The following is a 16,388-nucleotide window of genomic DNA, read 5'->3' on the forward strand; positions in this document are numbered from 1 at the left end:
CGGCGGCGCCTGATAGGCCGGGGCGCGTGGGAGGGCTCGCCGAAGGCGCTTGCCCCCTCGGCGAGCCGCTGGACGAGCCTTGTCGACACCCGCGCCAGCCAGGCCTGCGAGGCGTCGAAGGTCTGGCTGTTGTTACCTGGGCGGGAACGGCTAGAGGCTGAAGCCGCCGTCGATGGGGATGATGGTGCCGGTCATGTAGGCGCCGGCCGCGCTGCACAGGCTGATGGCGAGGGCGGACATTTCCTCCTCACGGCCCCAGCGGCGCATCGGGATGTGGGCCACGTCCTCGGCCATGGCCGCCTCGTCGCCGGCGATGTGCCGGGTCATCTTGCTCGGGAAACGCCCGGGGGCGATCACGTTGACGTTGATGTGCTCGCCCACCAGTTCCCGGGCCAGCAGGCGTGACAGTTGATGCAGCGCCGCCTTGCTCGGGCCGTAGGCGTAGGCCTGTTCGCCGAACGAGCTGATGCCGGCCACCGAGCCGATGTTGATCACCCGCGCCGGGCTGGCCTCGCTGCCGGCCTTGCGCAGCAGTGGCAGCAACTGCTGGATGCAACTGAAAACGGCGGTGACGTTGAGCTGCATGACCTTCTCCCAGCCTTTGACCGGGTAGCTCTCCAGCGGCGCGCCCCAGGTGGTGCCGGCATTGTTGACCAGGATGTCGAGGCGTTCGACGCGGCCGCTCAGTTCTTCGGCCAGGGCGCGGGCGCCTTCCTCGCCGGACAGGTCGGCGGCCAGGCCGATGCACTCGCCGTAGGCCGACAGTTCCTCGGCCACCTGGCGGCAGGCGTCGCCGTCGCGGGCGCAGATGAACACCCGGGCGCCGGCCTCGAGCAGGCCCTGGGCGATCATCCGGCCGATGCCGCGGCTGCCGCCGGTGACCAGGGCGGTGCGGCCCTGCAGGCTGAAATAGGGATGCATGGAAACTCCTCGGGGCAATGGGAACGAGCCCATACCCTAATCGAGGCGGCCGGCGGATGTGGTGCTTATAGCCGGCGCAAATGCCGGGGCATCAGCGCTTGCCCTGGCGCAGCGGCTCCAGCAATGGCTTCAGGCCGTTGTGGTCGATCTCCTGCATCAGCGCCAGCAGGCGGCCGATCTCGCCCTTGGGGAAGCCCTCGCGGGCGAACCAGTTCAGGTAGTTGCCCGGCAGGTCGGCGATCAGCCTGCCCTGATACTTGCCGAAGGGCATGGTGCGGGTGACCAGCAGGAGGAGGTCTTCGGGATTCATGGCGGTATCGGTGGTGCGGAAGATGCGCGCAGGATAACCCGACTGGCGCACTGTACGGCCACAGTCGTCGCCAGCTGTATGCCCGTGGCGCGGGCGCGGCGCGCTTTAATCGCCGTTTCCCTGTTGTCGCGGAGTGCTCCGATGTCGCCCAAGGACCTGCTGCTGGCGCTGGTGGTGATCGTCGCCTGGGGCCTCAACTTCGTGGTGATCCGCGTCGGCCTCGACGGCCTGCCGCCGATGCTGCTCGGCGCCCTGCGCTTCGTCCTGGCGGCGCTGCCGGTGTTCTTGGTGCGCCGTCCGGACCTGCCCTGGCGCTGGCTGATCGCCTACGGCGCGACCATCTCCCTGGGCCAGTTCGTGTTCCTCTTCGAGGCCATGGCCAACGGCATGCCGGCCGGGCTGGCCTCGCTGGTGCTGCAGTCGCAGGCGTTCTTCACCCTGGCCTTCGCCGCCCTGTTCCTCGGCGAGCGGATGCGCGGCGCCAGCGTGCTGGGCCTGCTGATCGCCGGCGGCGGGCTGCTGCTGATCGGCCTGCAGACCGGTCATTCCACCTCGCTGCTGGGCATCGTGCTGACCCTGGTCGCCGCCTCCATGTGGGCGATGGGCAATGTGCTCACCCGCAAGTTCGGCAAGATCAACCTGATGGGCCTGGTGATCTGGGGCAGCCTGATCCCGCCGGTGCCGTTCTTCCTCCTGTCGCTGTGGCTGGAAGGGCCGCAGCGCATCGAGCAGGCCCTGCTCAATATCGGCACCAGCTCGATCCTCGCCCTGCTGTACCTGGCGCTGGTCGCCACGCTGCTCGGCTACGGCCTGTGGAGCCGCCTGCTGTCGCGCTACCCGGCAGGGCAAGTGGCGCCATTCTCGCTGCTGGTGCCGGTGGTGGGCCTGAGTTCATCGGCCTGGCTGCTGGGCGAGCGGCTCAGCACCCTGCAGTGGGTGGGTGCGGGGCTGGTGATGCTCGGTCTGCTGGTCAACGTGTTCGGCGGCCGGCTCTGGCAGCGCCTGCAGGGCGCCCAGGCCGCCTAGCGAGGCGCTCGCCGACGCGGTAGTCTGCTGGCCAATCGGCGAGGAGCGAAGGCGTTGGATTTCAAGGCGAAGATTTCCCTGTGCCGTGCCCGTGAGAAGGGCGCGGTGCCCCGGCCCGGCGACGCGGGCTGGCAGTTCGAGCTGGGCGAGCGGCTGGAGAGCGACCGCGGGCGTATTGTCAACTCGGCGGCGGTGCGCCGCCTGCAGCAGAAGACCCAGGTGTTCCCGCTGGAGCGCAACGCCGCGGTGCGCAGCCGCCTGACCCATTCGCTGGAAGTGCAGCAGGTCGGCCGGCACATCGTCCGCACGCTGTTCCAGAAGCTCGGCCCGCGCGCCGCCGACTATGGCCTGGGCGGCCTGGAGCGGGAGCTGGAAACCCTGGTGGAAATGGCCTGCCTGACCCACGACATCGGCAACCCGCCGTTCGGCCACTTCGGCGAGTTCGCCATCGGCGACTGGTGCGCGCGCCACCTCGACGGGCTGTTCGCCAGGGCGGTGCCGGAGGGCGACGCCGAGCTGCGCTGGCGCATGCTGGCCGACCTCGCCGCCTTCGAGGGCAACGCCCAGGCCATCCGCCTGGTGCACCGCCTGCACGACATGAACCTGACCTACAGCCAGACCGCCTGCATGCTCAAGTACGTGCGCGCGGCCTACCAGCCGCGCCCGGCCGGTTCCTACCTGGCCAAGAAGCCCGGCTACTACCTGAGCGAGGAGGGCTTCGTCGCCGAGCTGTGGCAGGCGCTGGGCATGGCGCCCGGCACGCGCCATCCGCTGGTCTACGTGATGGAGGCGGCGGACGACATCTCCTACTGCCTGGCCGACTTGGAGGACGCGGTGGTCAAGCGGATGCTCGACCTGAAACGGTTGGACGAGCTGCTGCGCGAGACCTTCGCCGAGTCCAGGCCGCTGGACTGCGTGATCGACGAACAGGGGCGCAGCTTCGCGGCGCTGCTTGACGACGCCCGCGAGGCCGCCGAGAGCGAGCCGGTGGACAAGGTCGGCAAGTTCTTCATCCGCCTGCGCGTCAACCTGATCCACCCGCTGGTACGGCATGCCGCCGCCCAGTTCGTCGAGCACATCGAGGCGGTGCATACCGGCACCCTCGACCGCGCCCTGCTGGAGGACGACAGCCCGGCCTGCGCGGTGGTGCAGACCTTCAAGACCGTGGGCGCCCGGCATGTGTACTGCCACCGCGAGGTGGAGACCCTGCACCTGCGCGGCCTGCGCATCCTGCAGGGATTGCTGGACGGCTACGGTACGCTGCTCGGCCTGAGCGGCGAGGATTTCACCGCTGTGCTGGACGGCAAGGGCCGCGCCGACCTGCGCATGCTGGCGCGGCGCCTGCCCACCCACCTGCTGGCCGCGTACCGGGTGGCGGTGGCCGGGCACGAGGGTGGGGACGCCGCGCTGTGGGAGTTCTACCATCGCGCGCGTTTGCTGCTGGACTTCGTCAGCGGCCTGACCGACCAACTGGCCGAGGACGAGCACCGGGTGCTGACCGCCCAGTAGGGTGCGCCGCGCGCACCGCGAGCAGCCAGTTTGCCTGTGGTGCGCACGGCGCACCCTACGGTGTAGCGAAGGGTAAAGCGCCGGACATGAAAAAGCCGGGTCTCTCACGAGCCCGGCTTTTTCGTTGCCGCGTCGATCAGCTGTGGCGGATCAGGTAGTCGAAGGCGGACAGCGAGGCCTTCGAGCCTTCGCCCAGGGCGATGACGATCTGCTTGTACGGCACGGTGGTCACATCGCCGGCGGCGAACACGCCGGGGATGCTGGTCTGGCCCTTGGCATCGACCACGATCTCGCCGAAGCGCGACAGCTCCAGGGTGCCTTTCAGCCACTCGCTGTTGGGCAGCAGGCCGATCTGCACGAAGATGCCTTCCAGCGCCACTTCGTGGACCTGCTCGGTGGCGCGGTCCTTGTAGACCAGGCCGGTGACCTTCTGGCCGTCGCCCTTGACCTCGGTGGTCTGCGCGCTCTTGATCACGGTGACGTTCGGCAGGCTGTACAGCTTGTTCTGCAGCACGGCGTCGGCGCGCAGGGTGTCGGCGAACTCCAGCAGGGTCACATGGGCGACGATGCCGGCCAGGTCGATGGCCGCCTCGACGCCGGAGTTGCCGCCGCCGATCACCGCCACGCGCTTGCCCTTGAACAGCGGGCCGTCGCAGTGCGGGCAGAAGCACACGCCCTTGGCCTTGTATTCCTGCTCGCCGGGCACGCCCATCTCGCGCCAGCGGGCGCCGGTGGAGAGGATCACGGTCTTGGCCTTGAGGCTGCCGCCGTTCTCGAAGCGCACCTCGTGCAGGCCGCCCTCGGTGGCCGGCACCAGTTGGCTGGCGCGCTGCAGGTTCATGATGTCGACCTCGTACTCGCGGACGTGCTCTTCCAGGGCGCGGGCCAGTTTCGGGCCTTCGGTCTCCTTCACCGAGATGAAGTTCTCGATGGCCATGGTGTCCAGCACTTGGCCGCCGAAGCGCTCGGCGGCAACGCCGGTGCGGATGCCCTTGCGCGCGGCGTACACGGCCGCCGCGGCGCCGGCCGGGCCACCGCCGACCACCAGCACGTCGAAGGCTTCCTTGGCGCTCATCTTCTCGGCGTCGCGGCTGGCGGCGCCGGTGTCGATTTTGGCGAGGATTTCCTTCACTTCCATGCGGCCGGAGGCGAATACCTCGCCGTTCAGGTAGACGCTCGGCACGGCCATGACCTGGCGGCGCTCGACTTCTTCCTGGAACAGCGCGCCGTCGATCGACACGTTGCGGATGTTGGGGTTGAGCACGGCCATCAGGTTCAGCGCCTGGACCACGTCCGGGCAGTTCTGGCAGGACAGCGAGAAGTAGGTCTCGAACTCGAAACGGCCTTCGATGGCCTGGACCTGCGCAATGGTCTCGGCGTCCAGCTTGGACGGATGGCCACCGACCTGCAGCAGGGCCAGCACCAGCGAGGTGAACTCGTGGCCCATGGGGATGCCGGCGAAGGTGATGCCGATATCCGCGCCCGGACGGTCCAGGGCGAAGGACGGACGGCGGGCGTCGTTGCCGTCGGTCTTGAGGGTGATCTTGTCGGTCAGGCCGACGATGTCGTTGAGCAGTCCGAGCAGCTCCTGGGATTTCGCGCTGTCATCAAGGGACGCGACGATCTCGAACGGCTGGGTGACCTTCTCGAGGTAGGCCTGCAACTGGGTTTTCAGAGTGGCGTCCAACATGACGGAGTTCCTTCAGTGCGAATTTCGGACAAACAAACGCCCGGGCGGATCGCGCCCGGGCGTTCGGGCACCTTTGAGAAGTCCTGTGGGACTTCTTGAGGCGAAAAATGGGATGTAGAGCGTCGCGAGCGACGGCAGTGCAAGGCGAAATCAGGCGAGGGCGCACAGTTTACGAGCTGTAAATGAGCAGCCCGAGCCTGATTTCAACGCAGCAATGCCTAGCGCAGCAGCGCTACGCCCATTTTTTAGATCTTGCCGACCAGGTCCAGAGAAGGAGCCAGGGTCTTCTCGCCTTCTTTCCACTTGGCCGGGCAGACTTCGCCCGGATGAGCGGCGGTGTACTGGGCGGCTTTCAGCTTGCGCAGGGTCTCGGAAACGTCACGGGCGATCTCGTTGGAGTGGATTTCCAGAGTCTTGATCACGCCTTCCGGGTTGATGATGAAGGTACCGCGCAGGGCCAGGCCTTCGTCGGCGATGTGTACGCCGAAGGCGTTGGTCAGCTGGTGAGTGGGGTCGCCGACCAGCGGGAACTGGGCCTTGCCAACGGCCGGGGAGGTTTCGTGCCAGACCTTGTGGGAGAAGTGGGTGTCGGTGGTGACGATGTACACTTCGGCGCCGGCCTTCTGGAAATCGGCGTAGTTGTTGGCGGCGTCCTCGATCTCGGTCGGGCAGTTGAAGGTGAAGGCCGCGGGCATGAAGATCAGAACCGACCACTTGCCTTTCAGGCTCTGCTCGGTGACCTCGATGAACTCGCCGTTGTGGAAAGCGTTGGCCTTGAACGGCTGAACCTGGGTGTTGATCAGGGACATTGAATAACTCCTGGTGGGTTTGGAAGTGGGTTTGGAAAGTTGACGGTGGGCATATTAGCCGCATTGGTCCAGATTGCTTAATTGATTGCGGTCATTGAATCGATTGCCATGGCCTATGACGGCGCAGCCCGACCGGGTCGCCGCATGATAGGCGACGGGTCTTCAGCTGGCGACTTGCAGCTGCGGATGGCGCCGGCGGTACTGCTCGAAGATGAACTGGCGGATGCGCTCGGCGTGCTCGCCGTGCTGCAGGGTCAGGCCGTAGGCCGCGCGATGCCGGCCGATGCGGCGGATGCGCCGGCCCTGCACCGGCATGCTCTCGCCGCCGGGCAGGCACAGCCACAGGTTGAACTGCTCCGGCGGCTGGCGTAGCGGGGTGCCGAGCACCAGGCTGCCGGGGGCCAGTTCGTACACCAGCAGGTCGCTCTCTTCGCCGCTGCCGTCGCGCAGCGCCAGCGGCTCGTCCAGCTCCAGGCGCCAGGGGCGGCGCACCTCGCCGTCCTCGTAGATGCTGGGCGCGCCCATTTCCAGCTGCAGGCCGTGCAGCTCGTCCTCCACCATCTGTAGCGGGAAGGTCATGCTGCAATCGTCCATCCGCGCTTCCAGGCTCAGCCTGGCGTGGACGCCGAGGCGCGCCAGCAGGGCGTTGGCCAGCGGCCCGCCATCCACCTTGAAGGCGGGAATGGGCAGCGGCTTGCCGATGAACTGGCTGTGGAAGACCTCTCGGATGAAGTCCAGTTCTTCGCTGGAGAGGGTGGGGTGGTCGGACATCGGGGCGGCCCTCCGCGGGCGACTTCGGGTGATCACAAAACGTGAAGTGCGTCACGCGCACGGGCGATCACCCAAGTGTGACGACCGCACCGGCGGCGAGTTCCCCCGAGGGCGACATGCGGCATAATGCGCGGCGTTTTTTCGAACTCTCGCGGAGTGCTGCATGAAAGTCGCCATCCTGTCCGGCTCGGTCTACGGAGCCGCCGAAGAAGTTGCACGCCGCGCCGTCCAGGTGCTGGAGGGCACCGGTTGCGAAGCCTGGCACAAGCCCGGCGTGGCCCTCGACGAAGTGCTGGCCTTCGCCCCCGAGGCGCTGCTGGTGATCACTTCCACCACCGGCATGGGCGAGCTGCCCGGCAATATCCAGAACCTCTACTACGCCATTCGCGACCGTTTCCCGGCCTGGAGCGGCCTGCCCGGCGCGGTGATCGCCCTGGGCGACTCCAGCTATGACGTGTTCTGCGGCGGCGGCGAGCAGATGCGCGAGCTGCTGCTGGAGCTGGGCGTGCGCGAGGTGCTGCCGATGCTGCGCCTGGACGCCAGCGAGAGTGTCACCCCGGACGAGGACGCCATGCCCTGGCTGGCCGAACTGGCCGCGGCGCTTAAAGCCTGATGCACCCGCGCGCCGCCGAACTGATCCGCGAGCTGCAGCTGGCGCCCCATCCCGAGGGAGGCTACTACCGCCGCCTGTTCACCGCTGGCCGCCGCGACGCCGAGGGCCGCGCCGCCTCCAGCGCGATCCTGTTCCTCCTGCCGGGCGGGGTGGCCAGCCGCTGGCACCGGATCGACGCGGACGAACTGTGGCACTTCCACGAGGGCGCACCACTGGAGCTGCTGATCGGCGAGACGCCTGCGGCGGTGCGCCGCGAATGCCTCGGCCCGGTCGCCGCCGGGCAACTGCCCCAGCGCGTGGTGCCGGCCTGCGCCTGGCAGGCGGCGCGCAGCCTGGGCCACTTCACTCTGGTCGGCTGCACCGTGGCGCCGGAATTCCGCTTCGAGGATTTCCGCCTGCTGGCCGACGATCCGGCCGCGCTGGCCGCCTGGCCACGCCTGGCGGCGGACTACCCCGAGCTGCTCTGAGCGGCGCTCTCGCCGATCAGGTCGAGCCACGCCTGCGCCGCCCGCGACAGGTAGGCGCCGCGCCGCCAGATGAAGGCGATGTCCCAGCGCAGGTCCGGTTCGTCCAGGGCCAGGCGCACCACCCCCGGCCGTTCCAGTTCGCGCGCCACGATCCGCGGCAGCAGCACCACGCCCTGACCGGCGGCGACCAGCGCGCCAAGGAAGTCGGCCTGGCCGCTGCGCCCGCCCTCGATCGGGGTGAAGCCGGCCTCCTGGCAGGCGCGCAGGAGGCGGTCGTTGAGGGTGAAGCTCTGCTGGTAGAGCAGGAAGGGCGTGTCGGCGAGCTGCGCCAGGCTCACCCCGTCGGCGCCCGACAGCGGATGGGCGGCCGGCAGCAGGACGTCCAGCGGTTCGTTGCAGAACGGCTGGCTGTCGAAGGCGGGGTCGTCCGGCTGCAGGCCGGCGCCCAGCTCCAGTTCGCCACTCAGCACCAGTTGCTCGACCAGCTTGCTGCCACCTTCCTGCAGGTGCACCGCGATGTTCGGGTAGCGCCGCCGGTATTCGGCGAACAGGCCGGCGAACAGCGCGTCGCTGCCGAGCATGGGCAGGCCCAGGCGCAGTTCGCCGCGGGCGAGCTGGCCGAGGTCGTCGAGTTCCCGCTGCAGCTCCTGGCGCAGGCGCAGGAAATCCTCGGCGCGGCGCTGCACCACGCGGCCGGCATCGGTCAGGCGCAGGTGCGGGCCGCTGCGTTCGAGCAGGCGTACGCCGAGGCGCTGCTCCAGCTGCGCCACCTGCTTGCTGATCGCCGACTGGCTGGCGTGGAGCACGGCGGCGGCCTGGGTGAAGCCGCCCTGGCGTACCACTTCGGCGAAGGCGCGCAGCTGTTTGAATTCCATTCTGGAATGCCTTTCAGTCGGATAATTCGCTTTTGGGATGATAGGCCGGCGCTTAACCTGCTTGCCAGTGCAAGAGGGTTGTCATCGTGGATCGCGCGCGTGTTCGTCATCTGTTTCGCCTGGGCGCCGAGCTGGCGGCGCTGCTGGGGTTGTACCTGGCCGGCTGCCAGCTGGCCGCCTGGCTGGGCTGGCCGATTCCCGGCGGGGTGATTGGCTTGGGCCTGCTGCTGGCGGCCTTCGCCAGCGGCCGGGTGGAGCCGGCCGCGCTGCAGCTCGGCGCCGGGCTGCTGATGGCGGAGATGCTGCTGTTCTTCATCCCGGCGCTGATGAGCCTGCTCGACTACGGCGCGCTGCTGCGCGAGGAGGGCTGGCGCATCCTGCTGGTGATCGGTTGCAGCACCCTGCTGGTGATGCTGGCCACGGCGCTGACCGTGGAGCTGGTGTGCCGCTGGAGGACGCGCCATGAGGCTTGAGCCGATGCCGCTGTTCTGGCTGGGCCTGACCCTGGCCGCCTACCTGCTGAGCCGCTGGGCCTACCGGCGCAGCGGGCGCTACCTGCTGTCGCCGCTGCTGCTGGTGCCGGCCGTGCTGCTGGCGGTGGCCGTGCCGCTGCACACCGATTACGCCGAGTATTCCGGCTACACCCACCTGCTGATGGCGCTGCTCGGCCCGGCCACCGTGGCCTTCGCCGTGCCCATCTGGCAGCAGCGTGCGTTGCTGGCCCGGCACTGGCCGGCGTTGCTGCTGGGCATGCTGACCGGCAGCGCGGTGGCTATCGCCAGTTCCTGGTGGCTGGCCAACGCCCTGGCCCTGGACGGCGAGGTGAGCCGCTCGCTGGTACCGCGTTCGATCACCACGCCCTTCGCCATGCCGGTGGCCCAGCGCCTGGGTGGCGTGCCGGAGCTGGCGGCGATCTTCGTCATGCTCACCGGCACCTTCGGCGCGCTGCTCGGTGGCCTGCTGCTGAAATTGCTGCCGCTGCGCACGGCGCTGGCCCGGGGCGCGCTGTTCGGCGTCGGCGCCCACGGCGCCGGCGTGGCGCGGGCCCAGGAGGTGGGCCGCGAGGAGGGCACCGTGGCGGGCCTGGTGATGGTCCTGATGGGGCTGCTCAACCTGTTCGCCGCGCCGCTGCTGCCGGCCCTGTTGTGACCCGCAAGGCCAGTGCGCTGGCCTGCAAGGCGACTGGTAGCCCGGCAACCGCTCGCTAGACTGCTCGGCACAACAAAAACGCCGAGGTGATCTACCGTGAACGCACCGCTCAATCTCCCCAACGTGAAGAACCAAGTGTCCGAGGCCGAATGGCGGACCCGCGTGGACCTCGCCGCCTGCTACCGGTTGATCGCCCTGTACGGCTGGGACGACCTGATCTTCACCCACATCTCGGCCAAGGTGCCGGGCACCGAGGACTTCCTCATCAACCCCTACGGGCTGATGTTCCACGAGATCACCGCGTCCAGCCTGGTGAAGATCGACCTGGCCGGCAAGAAGCTGATGGACGGCCCGTTCGACATCAACCCGGCCGGCTACACCATCCACAGCGCCGTGCACGAGGCGCGCCACGACGCGGGCTGCGTGCTGCACATCCATACCCCGGCCGGCATCGCCGTGTCGGCGCAGAAGCAGGGGCTGCTGCCGCTGTCGCAGCAGTCGCTGTTCGTGCTCGCCAGCCTGGCCTACCACGGCTACGAGGGCGTCGCCCTGAACCATGACGAGAAGTCGCGCCTGCAGGCGGACCTGGGCGACAAGAACTTCATGATCCTGCCCAACCACGGCCTGCTCACCGCCTTCGGCACCATCGCCGATGCCTTCCTCGGTATGTTCACCCTGCAGCGCGCCTGCGAGATCCAGGTGATGGCGCAGAGCGGCGGTGGCGAACTGATCCACATCCCGCAGCAGGTTCTCGACGGCGCCCGGGCGATGATCGCCGGGGTGATGAAGAGCCCGCAGGGCATGGGCGGCTCGCTGCCCTGGCCGGCGTTGCTGCGCAAGCTCGACGCGCAGATGCCGGGCTACGACCAGTGACGGCTTTGCCGGGCATCGCCCTGGACGAATGGCGGGCGCAGGGGCGCGGCTTCAGCTTCAAGGGCCACGCCATCCGCTACTGGACGGCGGGCGAGGGCGAGCCGCTGCTGCTGATCCATGGCTTCCCCACGGCGAGCTGGGACTGGCACTACCTGTGGCGGCCGCTGGCGGCGAAATACCGGGTGATCGCCTGCGACATGCTGGGCTTCGGCTACTCGGCCAAGCCGCGTGGTCATGTCTACAGCCTGCTGGAGCAGGCTGACCTGCAGCAGGCGCTGCTGGCGCACCTGAACGTCGAGGCGCCGGTGCACGTGCTGGCCCACGACTACGGTGACAGCGTGGCCCAGGAGCTGGTCGCCCGCCACCAGGAAGGGCGCATCCGCCTGGCCAGCTGCGTGTTCCTCAACGGCGGCCTGTTCCCCGAGACCCACCACCCGGTGCTGATGCAGAAGCTGCTGCTCAGCCCGGTCGGCCCGCTGCTCGGCCGGCTGTTCTCGCGCGGCAAGCTGAAGGCCAACCTGCACAAGGTGTTCGGCCCGGACACGCCGCCCAGCGAGGCGGAGCTGGACGCCTTCTGGGAGCTGATCATGCACAACCAGGGGCCGAGGGTGATGCACCGGCTGATCCGCTACATCCCCGACCGGCGCGTCAACCGGACGCGCTGGGTTGCGGCGATGCAGGACACGGTGCTGCCGATGCGGGTGATCGACGGCGCCCTCGACCCGATCTCCGGTGCGCACATGGTGGCGCGCTATCGCGAGCTGATCGCCAACCCGGACACGGTTTTGCTGCCAACCATCGGCCACTATCCGCAGACCGAGGCACCCGCAGAGGTGCTCGTCCATTACCTGGAGTTCCGTGAGCGCCTGGAGGCCATTGCATGCAAAGACGAACCCTGTTGAAAGGCGCCGCGGTGGGCGGCGTCGTGGCGCTGGGCGCCGGCTTCTGGGCGCTGCCCACCGGCGCGGCGCCGGCGGCGCTGAGCCTGGACGGCGCGCGCCAGGTGCTGGAGGGGCTGAAGGGCCACGCGCTGGTCAGCGTCCAGGGCTGGACGCCGACCGAGGTCTTCAACCACTGCGCCCAGAGCATCGAGTATTCCCTGGATGGCTACCCGCAGCTGAAGCCGGGCTGGTTCCGCCACAGTGTCGGACCGGCCGCCTTCGCCGTGTTCAGCGCCCGCGGCGCCATGCGCCACCCGCTGACCGAGGCCATCCCCGGCGCCGCGCCGCTGGCCGAGCCGGCCAGCCAGGAGGCCGCGCTGCTGCGCCTGCAACTGGCCTTCGAGCGCTTCGCCAGCCATGAGGGCGAGTTGCAGCCGCACTTCGCCTACGGCGCGCTCGACCACGAGGAATACGCCCAGGCCCACGTGATGCACCTGTACAACCACCTCAGCCTCATCCGCCCGGCCTGACACGGTCGATGCGCATCCCTTCGCTGCTGTTCGCCGCGCTCGCGCTGGCCGGCTGCGCCAGCGCGCCGGTGGAACCGGGGCGTACCTTCGACGGCTGGTATCTCGACCGCAGCGAAGGCGACGAACCGCAGGCCCTGTGGACGCTGCTGACCGGCGAGCCGGCGCAGGCGGGAGCGCGGGTCCATCTTCGCCAGCTCGACGGGCATGCGCCGGAGGCATCCCTCTACCGCGACGGGATATGCCAGCAGAAGGAGACACTCGACGATGCCGCCTGGCAGGAAGACGAGCTGCACCTGCAAACCAGCAGCTTCGACGGCATCCCGCCGCTGGCCTGGGGTCGCATCCGCCGCGAACTGAAGCTGCAGCCGGAGGGCGAGGCGCTGCGGGTCGACCTGCACGAAAGCCGCTTCGGCATGTTCCTGATCATGATCGGCGGCGCACCCGATCGGAACGTTGTCTACCGTTTCGCTGGCGTTGTCGCCGATATCCGGCAGGATTGCCGCTGATCCGGTTGTTCGAACCTCTCGCGACACCGCTCACTCGGTTGCTTCGTAGGACATCCATTTTCCCGAGGTGAGCACATGAACAAGAAACCCCTCTCCGCGCTGTTCCTCAGCGCACTGCTGACCGGCCTTGCCGTACCTGCCCTGGCTGAAACCGACTCCACCGGCCCGACCGTGCCCGGGCCGACCTCGCCCACGCCGCCGGAGGTGCCCGCCGACACGTCGCCCAACGGCACCGACAGCGACACCGGCACCTACACGCCGGGAGCGCCGACCGACGATGGCATGGGCACCGACAGCGGCATGGGTAACGACAACGGGATGGGCAACGGCACCAATGCCCCGGGCAGCAATGGCGGCAACACCGCGCCGGGCGGTACCGGCAATGGCGCGGGCAATGGGGTCGGCAATGGCAGCGGCGTCGGCAGCGGCAACGGTGCCGGCACCAGCGGCGGTAGCAATGGCGCCGGGACCAGCGGCAGCGGCTCTTCCAGCAGCGGCAGTGGCGCCGGATCGGGTGCCGGCGCTGCGCCGTAACCCGGCATAAGGTCGCATTATCGGGCGTCATTCAGGCAGGCCGCGCGCCTTGTGGAGGGCGCGGCACCTGCCTGACACTCGGGGTTTTCACCCGAATGCAAACTAGGAGCCCTCATGAGCGACCCCATCCGTTTCCAGGATCAAGTGGTGATTGTCACAGGCGCCGGCGGCGGCCTGGGCCGTGCGCACGCCCTGCTGTTCGCCAAGCATGGCGCCAGGGTGGTGGTGAACGACCTGGGTGGCAGCACCCATGGCGAAGGCGCCAACGCCTCGGCGGCGGACAAGGTGGTCGCGGAGATCCAGGCGGCCGGCGGCACCGCGGTGGCGAACCATGACTCGGTGACCGATGGCGACAAGATCGTGCAGTGCGCGCTGGACAGCTTCGGCCGCGTCGACGTGGTGGTGAACAACGCCGGCATCCTGCGCGACAAGTCGTTCCACAAGATGGACGACGCCGACTGGGACCTGGTCTACAAGGTCCACGTCGAGGGCGCCTACAAGGTCACCCGCGCCGCCTGGGAACACCTGCGCGAGCAGCAGTACGGCCGCATCATCTTCACCGCCTCGACCTCCGGCATCTATGGCAACTTCGGTCAGGCCAACTACGGCATGGCCAAGCTCGGCCTGTACGGCCTGACCCGCACCCTGGCCATCGAGGGTCGCAAGAACAACGTGCTGGTCAACGCCATCGCCCCCACGGGCGGCACCCGCATGACCGAGGGCCTGATCCCGCCGCAGGTGTTCGACCAGCTCAAGCCGGAACTGGTGAGCCCGCTGGTGGTGTACCTGGGCAGCGACCAGTGCAAGGACACCGGCGGCCTGTACGAAGTGGGCGGCGGCTGGGTCGGCAAGGTGCGCTGGGAGCGCAGCCTGGGTGCCGGTTTCGATCCCAGGACCGGTTTCAGCCCGGAGGACGTCGCCTCCAGCTGGAAGCAGATCGGCGACTTCGAGGGCGCCGTGCACCCGGACGACAACGTCACGGCGCTGCGCGAGATGATGGCCAACCTGCAGAAGCACGCGGGCTGATCCGCCAGCCTGGCGGGGGAATCGGCCAGCGGGCTGTTTTCTCCACGACGGGACGCTAAGTTGAAGGCCGGCAGCGATGCCGGCCTTTTTCATGGCCAGGTCCCTGTGAGCTGTCGCGTAGTAGGGTGCGCCATGCGCACCAGCAGCCGTACAGAGCCCCTGGTGCGCATGGCGCACCCTACACCGGGGCATGGTCTGACCCCATGCCCCGTCCCGAAAAACGAACGGAGTGCCCCGTCATGGCTGTGCTGGTCGAGAAGAACGCCGCCGTCACCATCCTGATCATTGACCGGCCGCAAGTGCGCAGCGCCGTCGACCGACCCACCGCCGAGGCCCTGGCTGACGCCCTGCGCGCCTTCGAGGCGGACGACGAGGCGAGGGTGGCGGTGCTCACCGGGGCCGGCGGCACCTTCTGCGCGGGCGCCGACCTGGGAGCGGTGGCCGAGGGTGGCGAGCGCGGCAACCGCCTGGAGGAAGACGGCGACGGCCCGATGGGGCCGAGCCGCATGCAGCTCGGCAAGCCGCTGATTGCCGCCATCGAGGGCCACGCCGTGGCAGGCGGCTTGGAGCTGGCGCTGCTGGCGGACCTGCGGGTGATGGCCGAGGATGCGGTGCTCGGCGTGTTCTGCCGCCGCTTCGGCGTGCCGCTGATCGATGGCGGCACGGTTCGCCTGCCGCGTATCGTCGGCCAGGGCAGGGCGCTGGACCTGATCCTCACCGGCCGCCCGGTACACGCCGAGGAGGCGCTGCAGATGGGACTGGTCAACCGGGTGACGGCGCCGGGCCAGGCGCGGGCCGTGGCCGAGGCGCTGGCGCTGGAGATCGCCGGTTTTCCCCAGCGCTGCATGCTCGCCGACCGTGCCAGCGCCCACACTCAATGGAACCTGCCGCTGGACGAGGCCCTGCGCGCCGAGTTCCGCGGTGGCATGGCCGTGGTGGAGAGCGGCGAGACTCGCGCCGGGGCCATCCGCTTCGCCGGCGGCGCGGGGCGCCACGGCGAGTTCTGACAGGCGCTAATGCAGCGCCGGAGTGCGGCCCTGGCGGCCCAGTTCGTCGATGCGCTGGGCCAGCCGCAGGCGGTCGCGCTCGTTGTCGCACAGCAGTAACGCCCGCTCCAGATCGAAGCGCTCTGCCTGGGGGCATTCCAGTTCGTGGTAGATGGCGGCGCGCAGCAGGTGGTCGGCGCTGGTCGCCGGCCCCAGCAGGAGGATGCGCTCGGCGTCCTTGAGCGCCGCCACATGGTCGTCCGCCGCCCCGTGCAGGTGGCACAGGTTGCGCGACAGGCGCAGCATCAGACCGCGGGCATCGCAGGTCTGGAAGTGGCTGGCGGCCAGTTCGGCGCCGGGGCCGGCGACGCGCACCAGCAGTTCGCGGCAGTCGCGGGTGTAGAGGCGGCGCCCGTTGCAGGGATCGAGCAGATGGTCCGCGCCGGGCACACGCAGCAATAGGTGGCCGGGAAAGTTCACCGCCTGCAGCGGAATGTCCAGGCGCTGGGCCAGTTCCAGGGCGATCAGCGCCAGCGACAGCGGCTGGCCCCGGTGACGCTGCAGCACCAGATGCAGCAGCGCGGCGCGCGGGCGCAGGGGAATGTCGTCGTCCTCGTGGAAGTCCAGTTCGCCGAGCCGCCGCAGCAGCGGCTGGGCCAGGTCGGGGCCGGCCAGGTTGGGCAGGCCGGCGGCCACCTGCTGGCGCAGGTTGGCGAATTCGCGCAGTACCTGTTCCGGCTGCAGCGAGGCATCGTGTTCGGCGGCGATCCACAGTGCCGCCCGCAATAGCGCAGGCGGGTCCGACTCCAGGCAGGTCAGCCAGGCGGGGCGAGCGGTCATGCGGTTCTCCCTGACGAGACGCGTTGCCCAGACTATTAACCGCCCGGCACCGGCTCGTCCAGTCGCTCCGCT

Annotated in this window: 20 protein-coding genes; 13 read left to right on the forward strand and 7 right to left on the reverse strand. The window is 69.0% G+C overall.

Annotation, left to right across the window (positions count from 1 at the left end; genetic code table 11):
• Positions 1-150: 150 nt before the first annotated feature.
• Together N5D30_RS19385 and N5D30_RS19390 are read right to left on the reverse strand one after the other, a co-directional pair.
• Positions 151-921, reverse strand: coding sequence for an SDR family oxidoreductase (locus N5D30_RS19385; protein ID WP_279910275.1), 771 nt, complete (start codon positions 919-921; stop codon positions 151-153).
• A gap of 91 nt (positions 922-1,012) precedes the next feature.
• The gene (locus tag N5D30_RS19390; RefSeq protein WP_137971305.1) at positions 1,013-1,231 is read right to left on the reverse strand and encodes a DUF3820 family protein; all 219 of its coding nucleotides are present in this window, start codon (positions 1,229-1,231) and stop codon (positions 1,013-1,015) included.
• A gap of 141 nt (positions 1,232-1,372) precedes the next feature.
• Between N5D30_RS19390 and N5D30_RS19395 the strand changes: the two genes are divergently transcribed.
• Positions 1,373-2,257 carry an EamA family transporter gene (locus N5D30_RS19395; RefSeq protein WP_279910277.1) on the forward strand — a complete coding sequence of 295 codons (885 nt, stop codon included), beginning with the start codon at positions 1,373-1,375 and terminating at the stop codon, positions 2,255-2,257.
• Between the two features lie 54 nt (positions 2,258-2,311).
• Positions 2,312-3,766, forward strand: coding sequence for a dGTPase (dgt, locus tag N5D30_RS19400; RefSeq protein ID WP_279910278.1), 1,455 nt, complete (start codon positions 2,312-2,314; stop codon positions 3,764-3,766).
• A 136-nt stretch (positions 3,767-3,902) separates the two neighbouring features.
• Here the strand turns inward: dgt and ahpF are convergent, their stop codons facing one another.
• From ahpF to N5D30_RS19415, 3 genes are all read right to left on the reverse strand, one after another.
• On the reverse strand, positions 3,903-5,456 hold the full coding sequence (ahpF, locus tag N5D30_RS19405) for an alkyl hydroperoxide reductase subunit F (protein ID WP_279910279.1): 1,554 nt from the start codon (positions 5,454-5,456) through the stop codon (positions 3,903-3,905).
• Between the two features lie 245 nt (positions 5,457-5,701).
• Positions 5,702-6,265, reverse strand: coding sequence for an alkyl hydroperoxide reductase subunit C (gene ahpC / locus N5D30_RS19410; RefSeq protein ID WP_220812783.1), 564 nt, complete (start codon positions 6,263-6,265; stop codon positions 5,702-5,704).
• Between the two features lie 162 nt (positions 6,266-6,427).
• Positions 6,428-7,036 carry a PilZ domain-containing protein gene (locus tag N5D30_RS19415; RefSeq protein ID WP_279910280.1) on the reverse strand — a complete coding sequence of 203 codons (609 nt, stop codon included), beginning with the start codon at positions 7,034-7,036 and terminating at the stop codon, positions 6,428-6,430.
• Positions 7,037-7,199: 163 nt separating this feature from the next.
• On the opposite strand from N5D30_RS19415, the gene N5D30_RS19420 reads away from it, so the two are divergent.
• Complete coding sequence (locus N5D30_RS19420; RefSeq protein WP_279910281.1) at positions 7,200-7,649, forward strand: flavodoxin; 450 nt, start codon at positions 7,200-7,202, stop codon at positions 7,647-7,649.
• A complete protein-coding gene (locus N5D30_RS19425; RefSeq protein ID WP_279910282.1) occupies positions 7,649-8,116 on the forward strand; it encodes a cupin domain-containing protein in 468 nt (155 codons plus the stop codon). The genes N5D30_RS19420 and N5D30_RS19425 overlap by 1 nt, the downstream gene beginning before the upstream one ends.
• Here N5D30_RS19425 and N5D30_RS19430 read toward each other — a convergent pair.
• Positions 8,098-8,991, reverse strand: a complete 894-nt coding sequence (locus tag N5D30_RS19430) for a LysR family transcriptional regulator (protein ID WP_279905067.1) — start codon at positions 8,989-8,991, stop codon at positions 8,098-8,100. The genes N5D30_RS19425 and N5D30_RS19430 overlap by 19 nt on opposite strands.
• 86 nt (positions 8,992-9,077) lie before the next feature.
• Here N5D30_RS19430 and N5D30_RS19435 point away from each other — a divergent pair, with 86 nt between their 5' ends.
• From N5D30_RS19435 to N5D30_RS19475, 9 genes are all read left to right on the forward strand, one after another.
• On the forward strand, positions 9,078-9,464 hold the full coding sequence (locus N5D30_RS19435; protein WP_279905068.1) for a CidA/LrgA family protein: 387 nt from the start codon (positions 9,078-9,080) through the stop codon (positions 9,462-9,464).
• Complete coding sequence (locus tag N5D30_RS19440) at positions 9,454-10,140, forward strand: LrgB family protein (protein ID WP_279910283.1); 687 nt, start codon at positions 9,454-9,456, stop codon at positions 10,138-10,140. The genes N5D30_RS19435 and N5D30_RS19440 overlap by 11 nt, the downstream gene beginning before the upstream one ends.
• A 96-nt stretch (positions 10,141-10,236) precedes the next feature.
• Positions 10,237-11,013, forward strand: coding sequence for a class II aldolase/adducin family protein (locus N5D30_RS19445; RefSeq protein ID WP_220812790.1), 777 nt, complete (start codon positions 10,237-10,239; stop codon positions 11,011-11,013).
• The gene (locus N5D30_RS19450; protein ID WP_279910284.1) at positions 11,010-11,915 is read left to right on the forward strand and encodes an alpha/beta hydrolase; all 906 of its coding nucleotides are present in this window, start codon (positions 11,010-11,012) and stop codon (positions 11,913-11,915) included. Before N5D30_RS19445 ends, N5D30_RS19450 begins: the two co-directional genes overlap by 4 nt.
• Positions 11,894-12,424 (forward strand): DUF1569 domain-containing protein, encoded by a 531-nt coding sequence (locus tag N5D30_RS19455; RefSeq protein ID WP_279910285.1) that lies wholly within the window; start codon positions 11,894-11,896, stop codon positions 12,422-12,424. The genes N5D30_RS19450 and N5D30_RS19455 overlap by 22 nt, the downstream gene beginning before the upstream one ends.
• Positions 12,425-12,432: 8 nt before the next feature.
• Positions 12,433-12,930, forward strand: a complete 498-nt coding sequence (locus tag N5D30_RS19460; protein ID WP_279910286.1) for a hypothetical protein — start codon at positions 12,433-12,435, stop codon at positions 12,928-12,930.
• A 75-nt stretch (positions 12,931-13,005) separates the two neighbouring features.
• Positions 13,006-13,464, forward strand: coding sequence for a hypothetical protein (locus N5D30_RS19465; RefSeq protein WP_279910288.1), 459 nt, complete (start codon positions 13,006-13,008; stop codon positions 13,462-13,464).
• A gap of 114 nt (positions 13,465-13,578) precedes the next feature.
• A complete protein-coding gene (locus tag N5D30_RS19470) occupies positions 13,579-14,490 on the forward strand; it encodes an SDR family oxidoreductase (protein WP_220812795.1) in 912 nt (303 codons plus the stop codon).
• 239 nt (positions 14,491-14,729) lie between these two features.
• A complete protein-coding gene (locus N5D30_RS19475; RefSeq protein WP_279910289.1) occupies positions 14,730-15,497 on the forward strand; it encodes a crotonase/enoyl-CoA hydratase family protein in 768 nt (255 codons plus the stop codon).
• A 6-nt stretch (positions 15,498-15,503) separates the two neighbouring features.
• On the opposite strand, the gene N5D30_RS19480 is transcribed toward N5D30_RS19475, so the two are convergent.
• Entirely contained in the window at positions 15,504-16,316 is an 813-nt protein-coding gene (locus N5D30_RS19480; RefSeq protein WP_279910290.1) for a transglutaminase family protein, read from the reverse strand.
• Positions 16,317-16,388 lie beyond the last annotated feature (72 nt).

Source organism: Pseudomonas sp. GD03875, from assembly GCF_029840585.1.
Classification (GTDB): Bacteria; Pseudomonadota; Gammaproteobacteria; order Pseudomonadales; family Pseudomonadaceae; genus Aquipseudomonas; species Aquipseudomonas paralcaligenes.

Excerpts from the sequence above, each read along its gene's own strand:
- N5D30_RS19385 (WP_279910275.1), bottom strand. The coding sequence starts at position 921 with ATGCATCCCTATTTCAGCCTGCAGGGCCGCACCGCCCTGGTCACCGGC.
- N5D30_RS19390 (WP_137971305.1), bottom strand. The coding sequence starts at position 1,231 with ATGAATCCCGAAGACCTCCTCCTGCTGGTCACCCGCACCATGCCCTTC.
- N5D30_RS19395 (WP_279910277.1), top strand. The coding sequence starts at position 1,373 with ATGTCGCCCAAGGACCTGCTGCTGGCGCTGGTGGTGATCGTCGCCTGG.
- ahpF (WP_279910279.1), bottom strand. The coding sequence starts at position 5,456 with ATGTTGGACGCCACTCTGAAAACCCAGTTGCAGGCCTACCTCGAGAAG.
- ahpC (WP_220812783.1), bottom strand. The coding sequence starts at position 6,265 with ATGTCCCTGATCAACACCCAGGTTCAGCCGTTCAAGGCCAACGCTTTC.
- N5D30_RS19415 (WP_279910280.1), bottom strand. The coding sequence starts at position 7,036 with ATGTCCGACCACCCCACCCTCTCCAGCGAAGAACTGGACTTCATCCGA.
- N5D30_RS19420 (WP_279910281.1), top strand. The coding sequence starts at position 7,200 with ATGAAAGTCGCCATCCTGTCCGGCTCGGTCTACGGAGCCGCCGAAGAA.
- N5D30_RS19425 (WP_279910282.1), top strand. The coding sequence starts at position 7,649 with ATGCACCCGCGCGCCGCCGAACTGATCCGCGAGCTGCAGCTGGCGCCC.
- N5D30_RS19430 (WP_279905067.1), bottom strand. The coding sequence starts at position 8,991 with ATGGAATTCAAACAGCTGCGCGCCTTCGCCGAAGTGGTACGCCAGGGC.
- N5D30_RS19440 (WP_279910283.1), top strand. The coding sequence starts at position 9,454 with ATGAGGCTTGAGCCGATGCCGCTGTTCTGGCTGGGCCTGACCCTGGCC.
- N5D30_RS19455 (WP_279910285.1), top strand. The coding sequence starts at position 11,894 with ATGCAAAGACGAACCCTGTTGAAAGGCGCCGCGGTGGGCGGCGTCGTG.
- N5D30_RS19460 (WP_279910286.1), top strand. The coding sequence starts at position 12,433 with ATGCGCATCCCTTCGCTGCTGTTCGCCGCGCTCGCGCTGGCCGGCTGC.
- N5D30_RS19465 (WP_279910288.1), top strand. The coding sequence starts at position 13,006 with ATGAACAAGAAACCCCTCTCCGCGCTGTTCCTCAGCGCACTGCTGACC.
- N5D30_RS19470 (WP_220812795.1), top strand. The coding sequence starts at position 13,579 with ATGAGCGACCCCATCCGTTTCCAGGATCAAGTGGTGATTGTCACAGGC.
- N5D30_RS19475 (WP_279910289.1), top strand. The coding sequence starts at position 14,730 with ATGGCTGTGCTGGTCGAGAAGAACGCCGCCGTCACCATCCTGATCATT.
- N5D30_RS19480 (WP_279910290.1), bottom strand. The coding sequence starts at position 16,316 with ATGACCGCTCGCCCCGCCTGGCTGACCTGCCTGGAGTCGGACCCGCCT.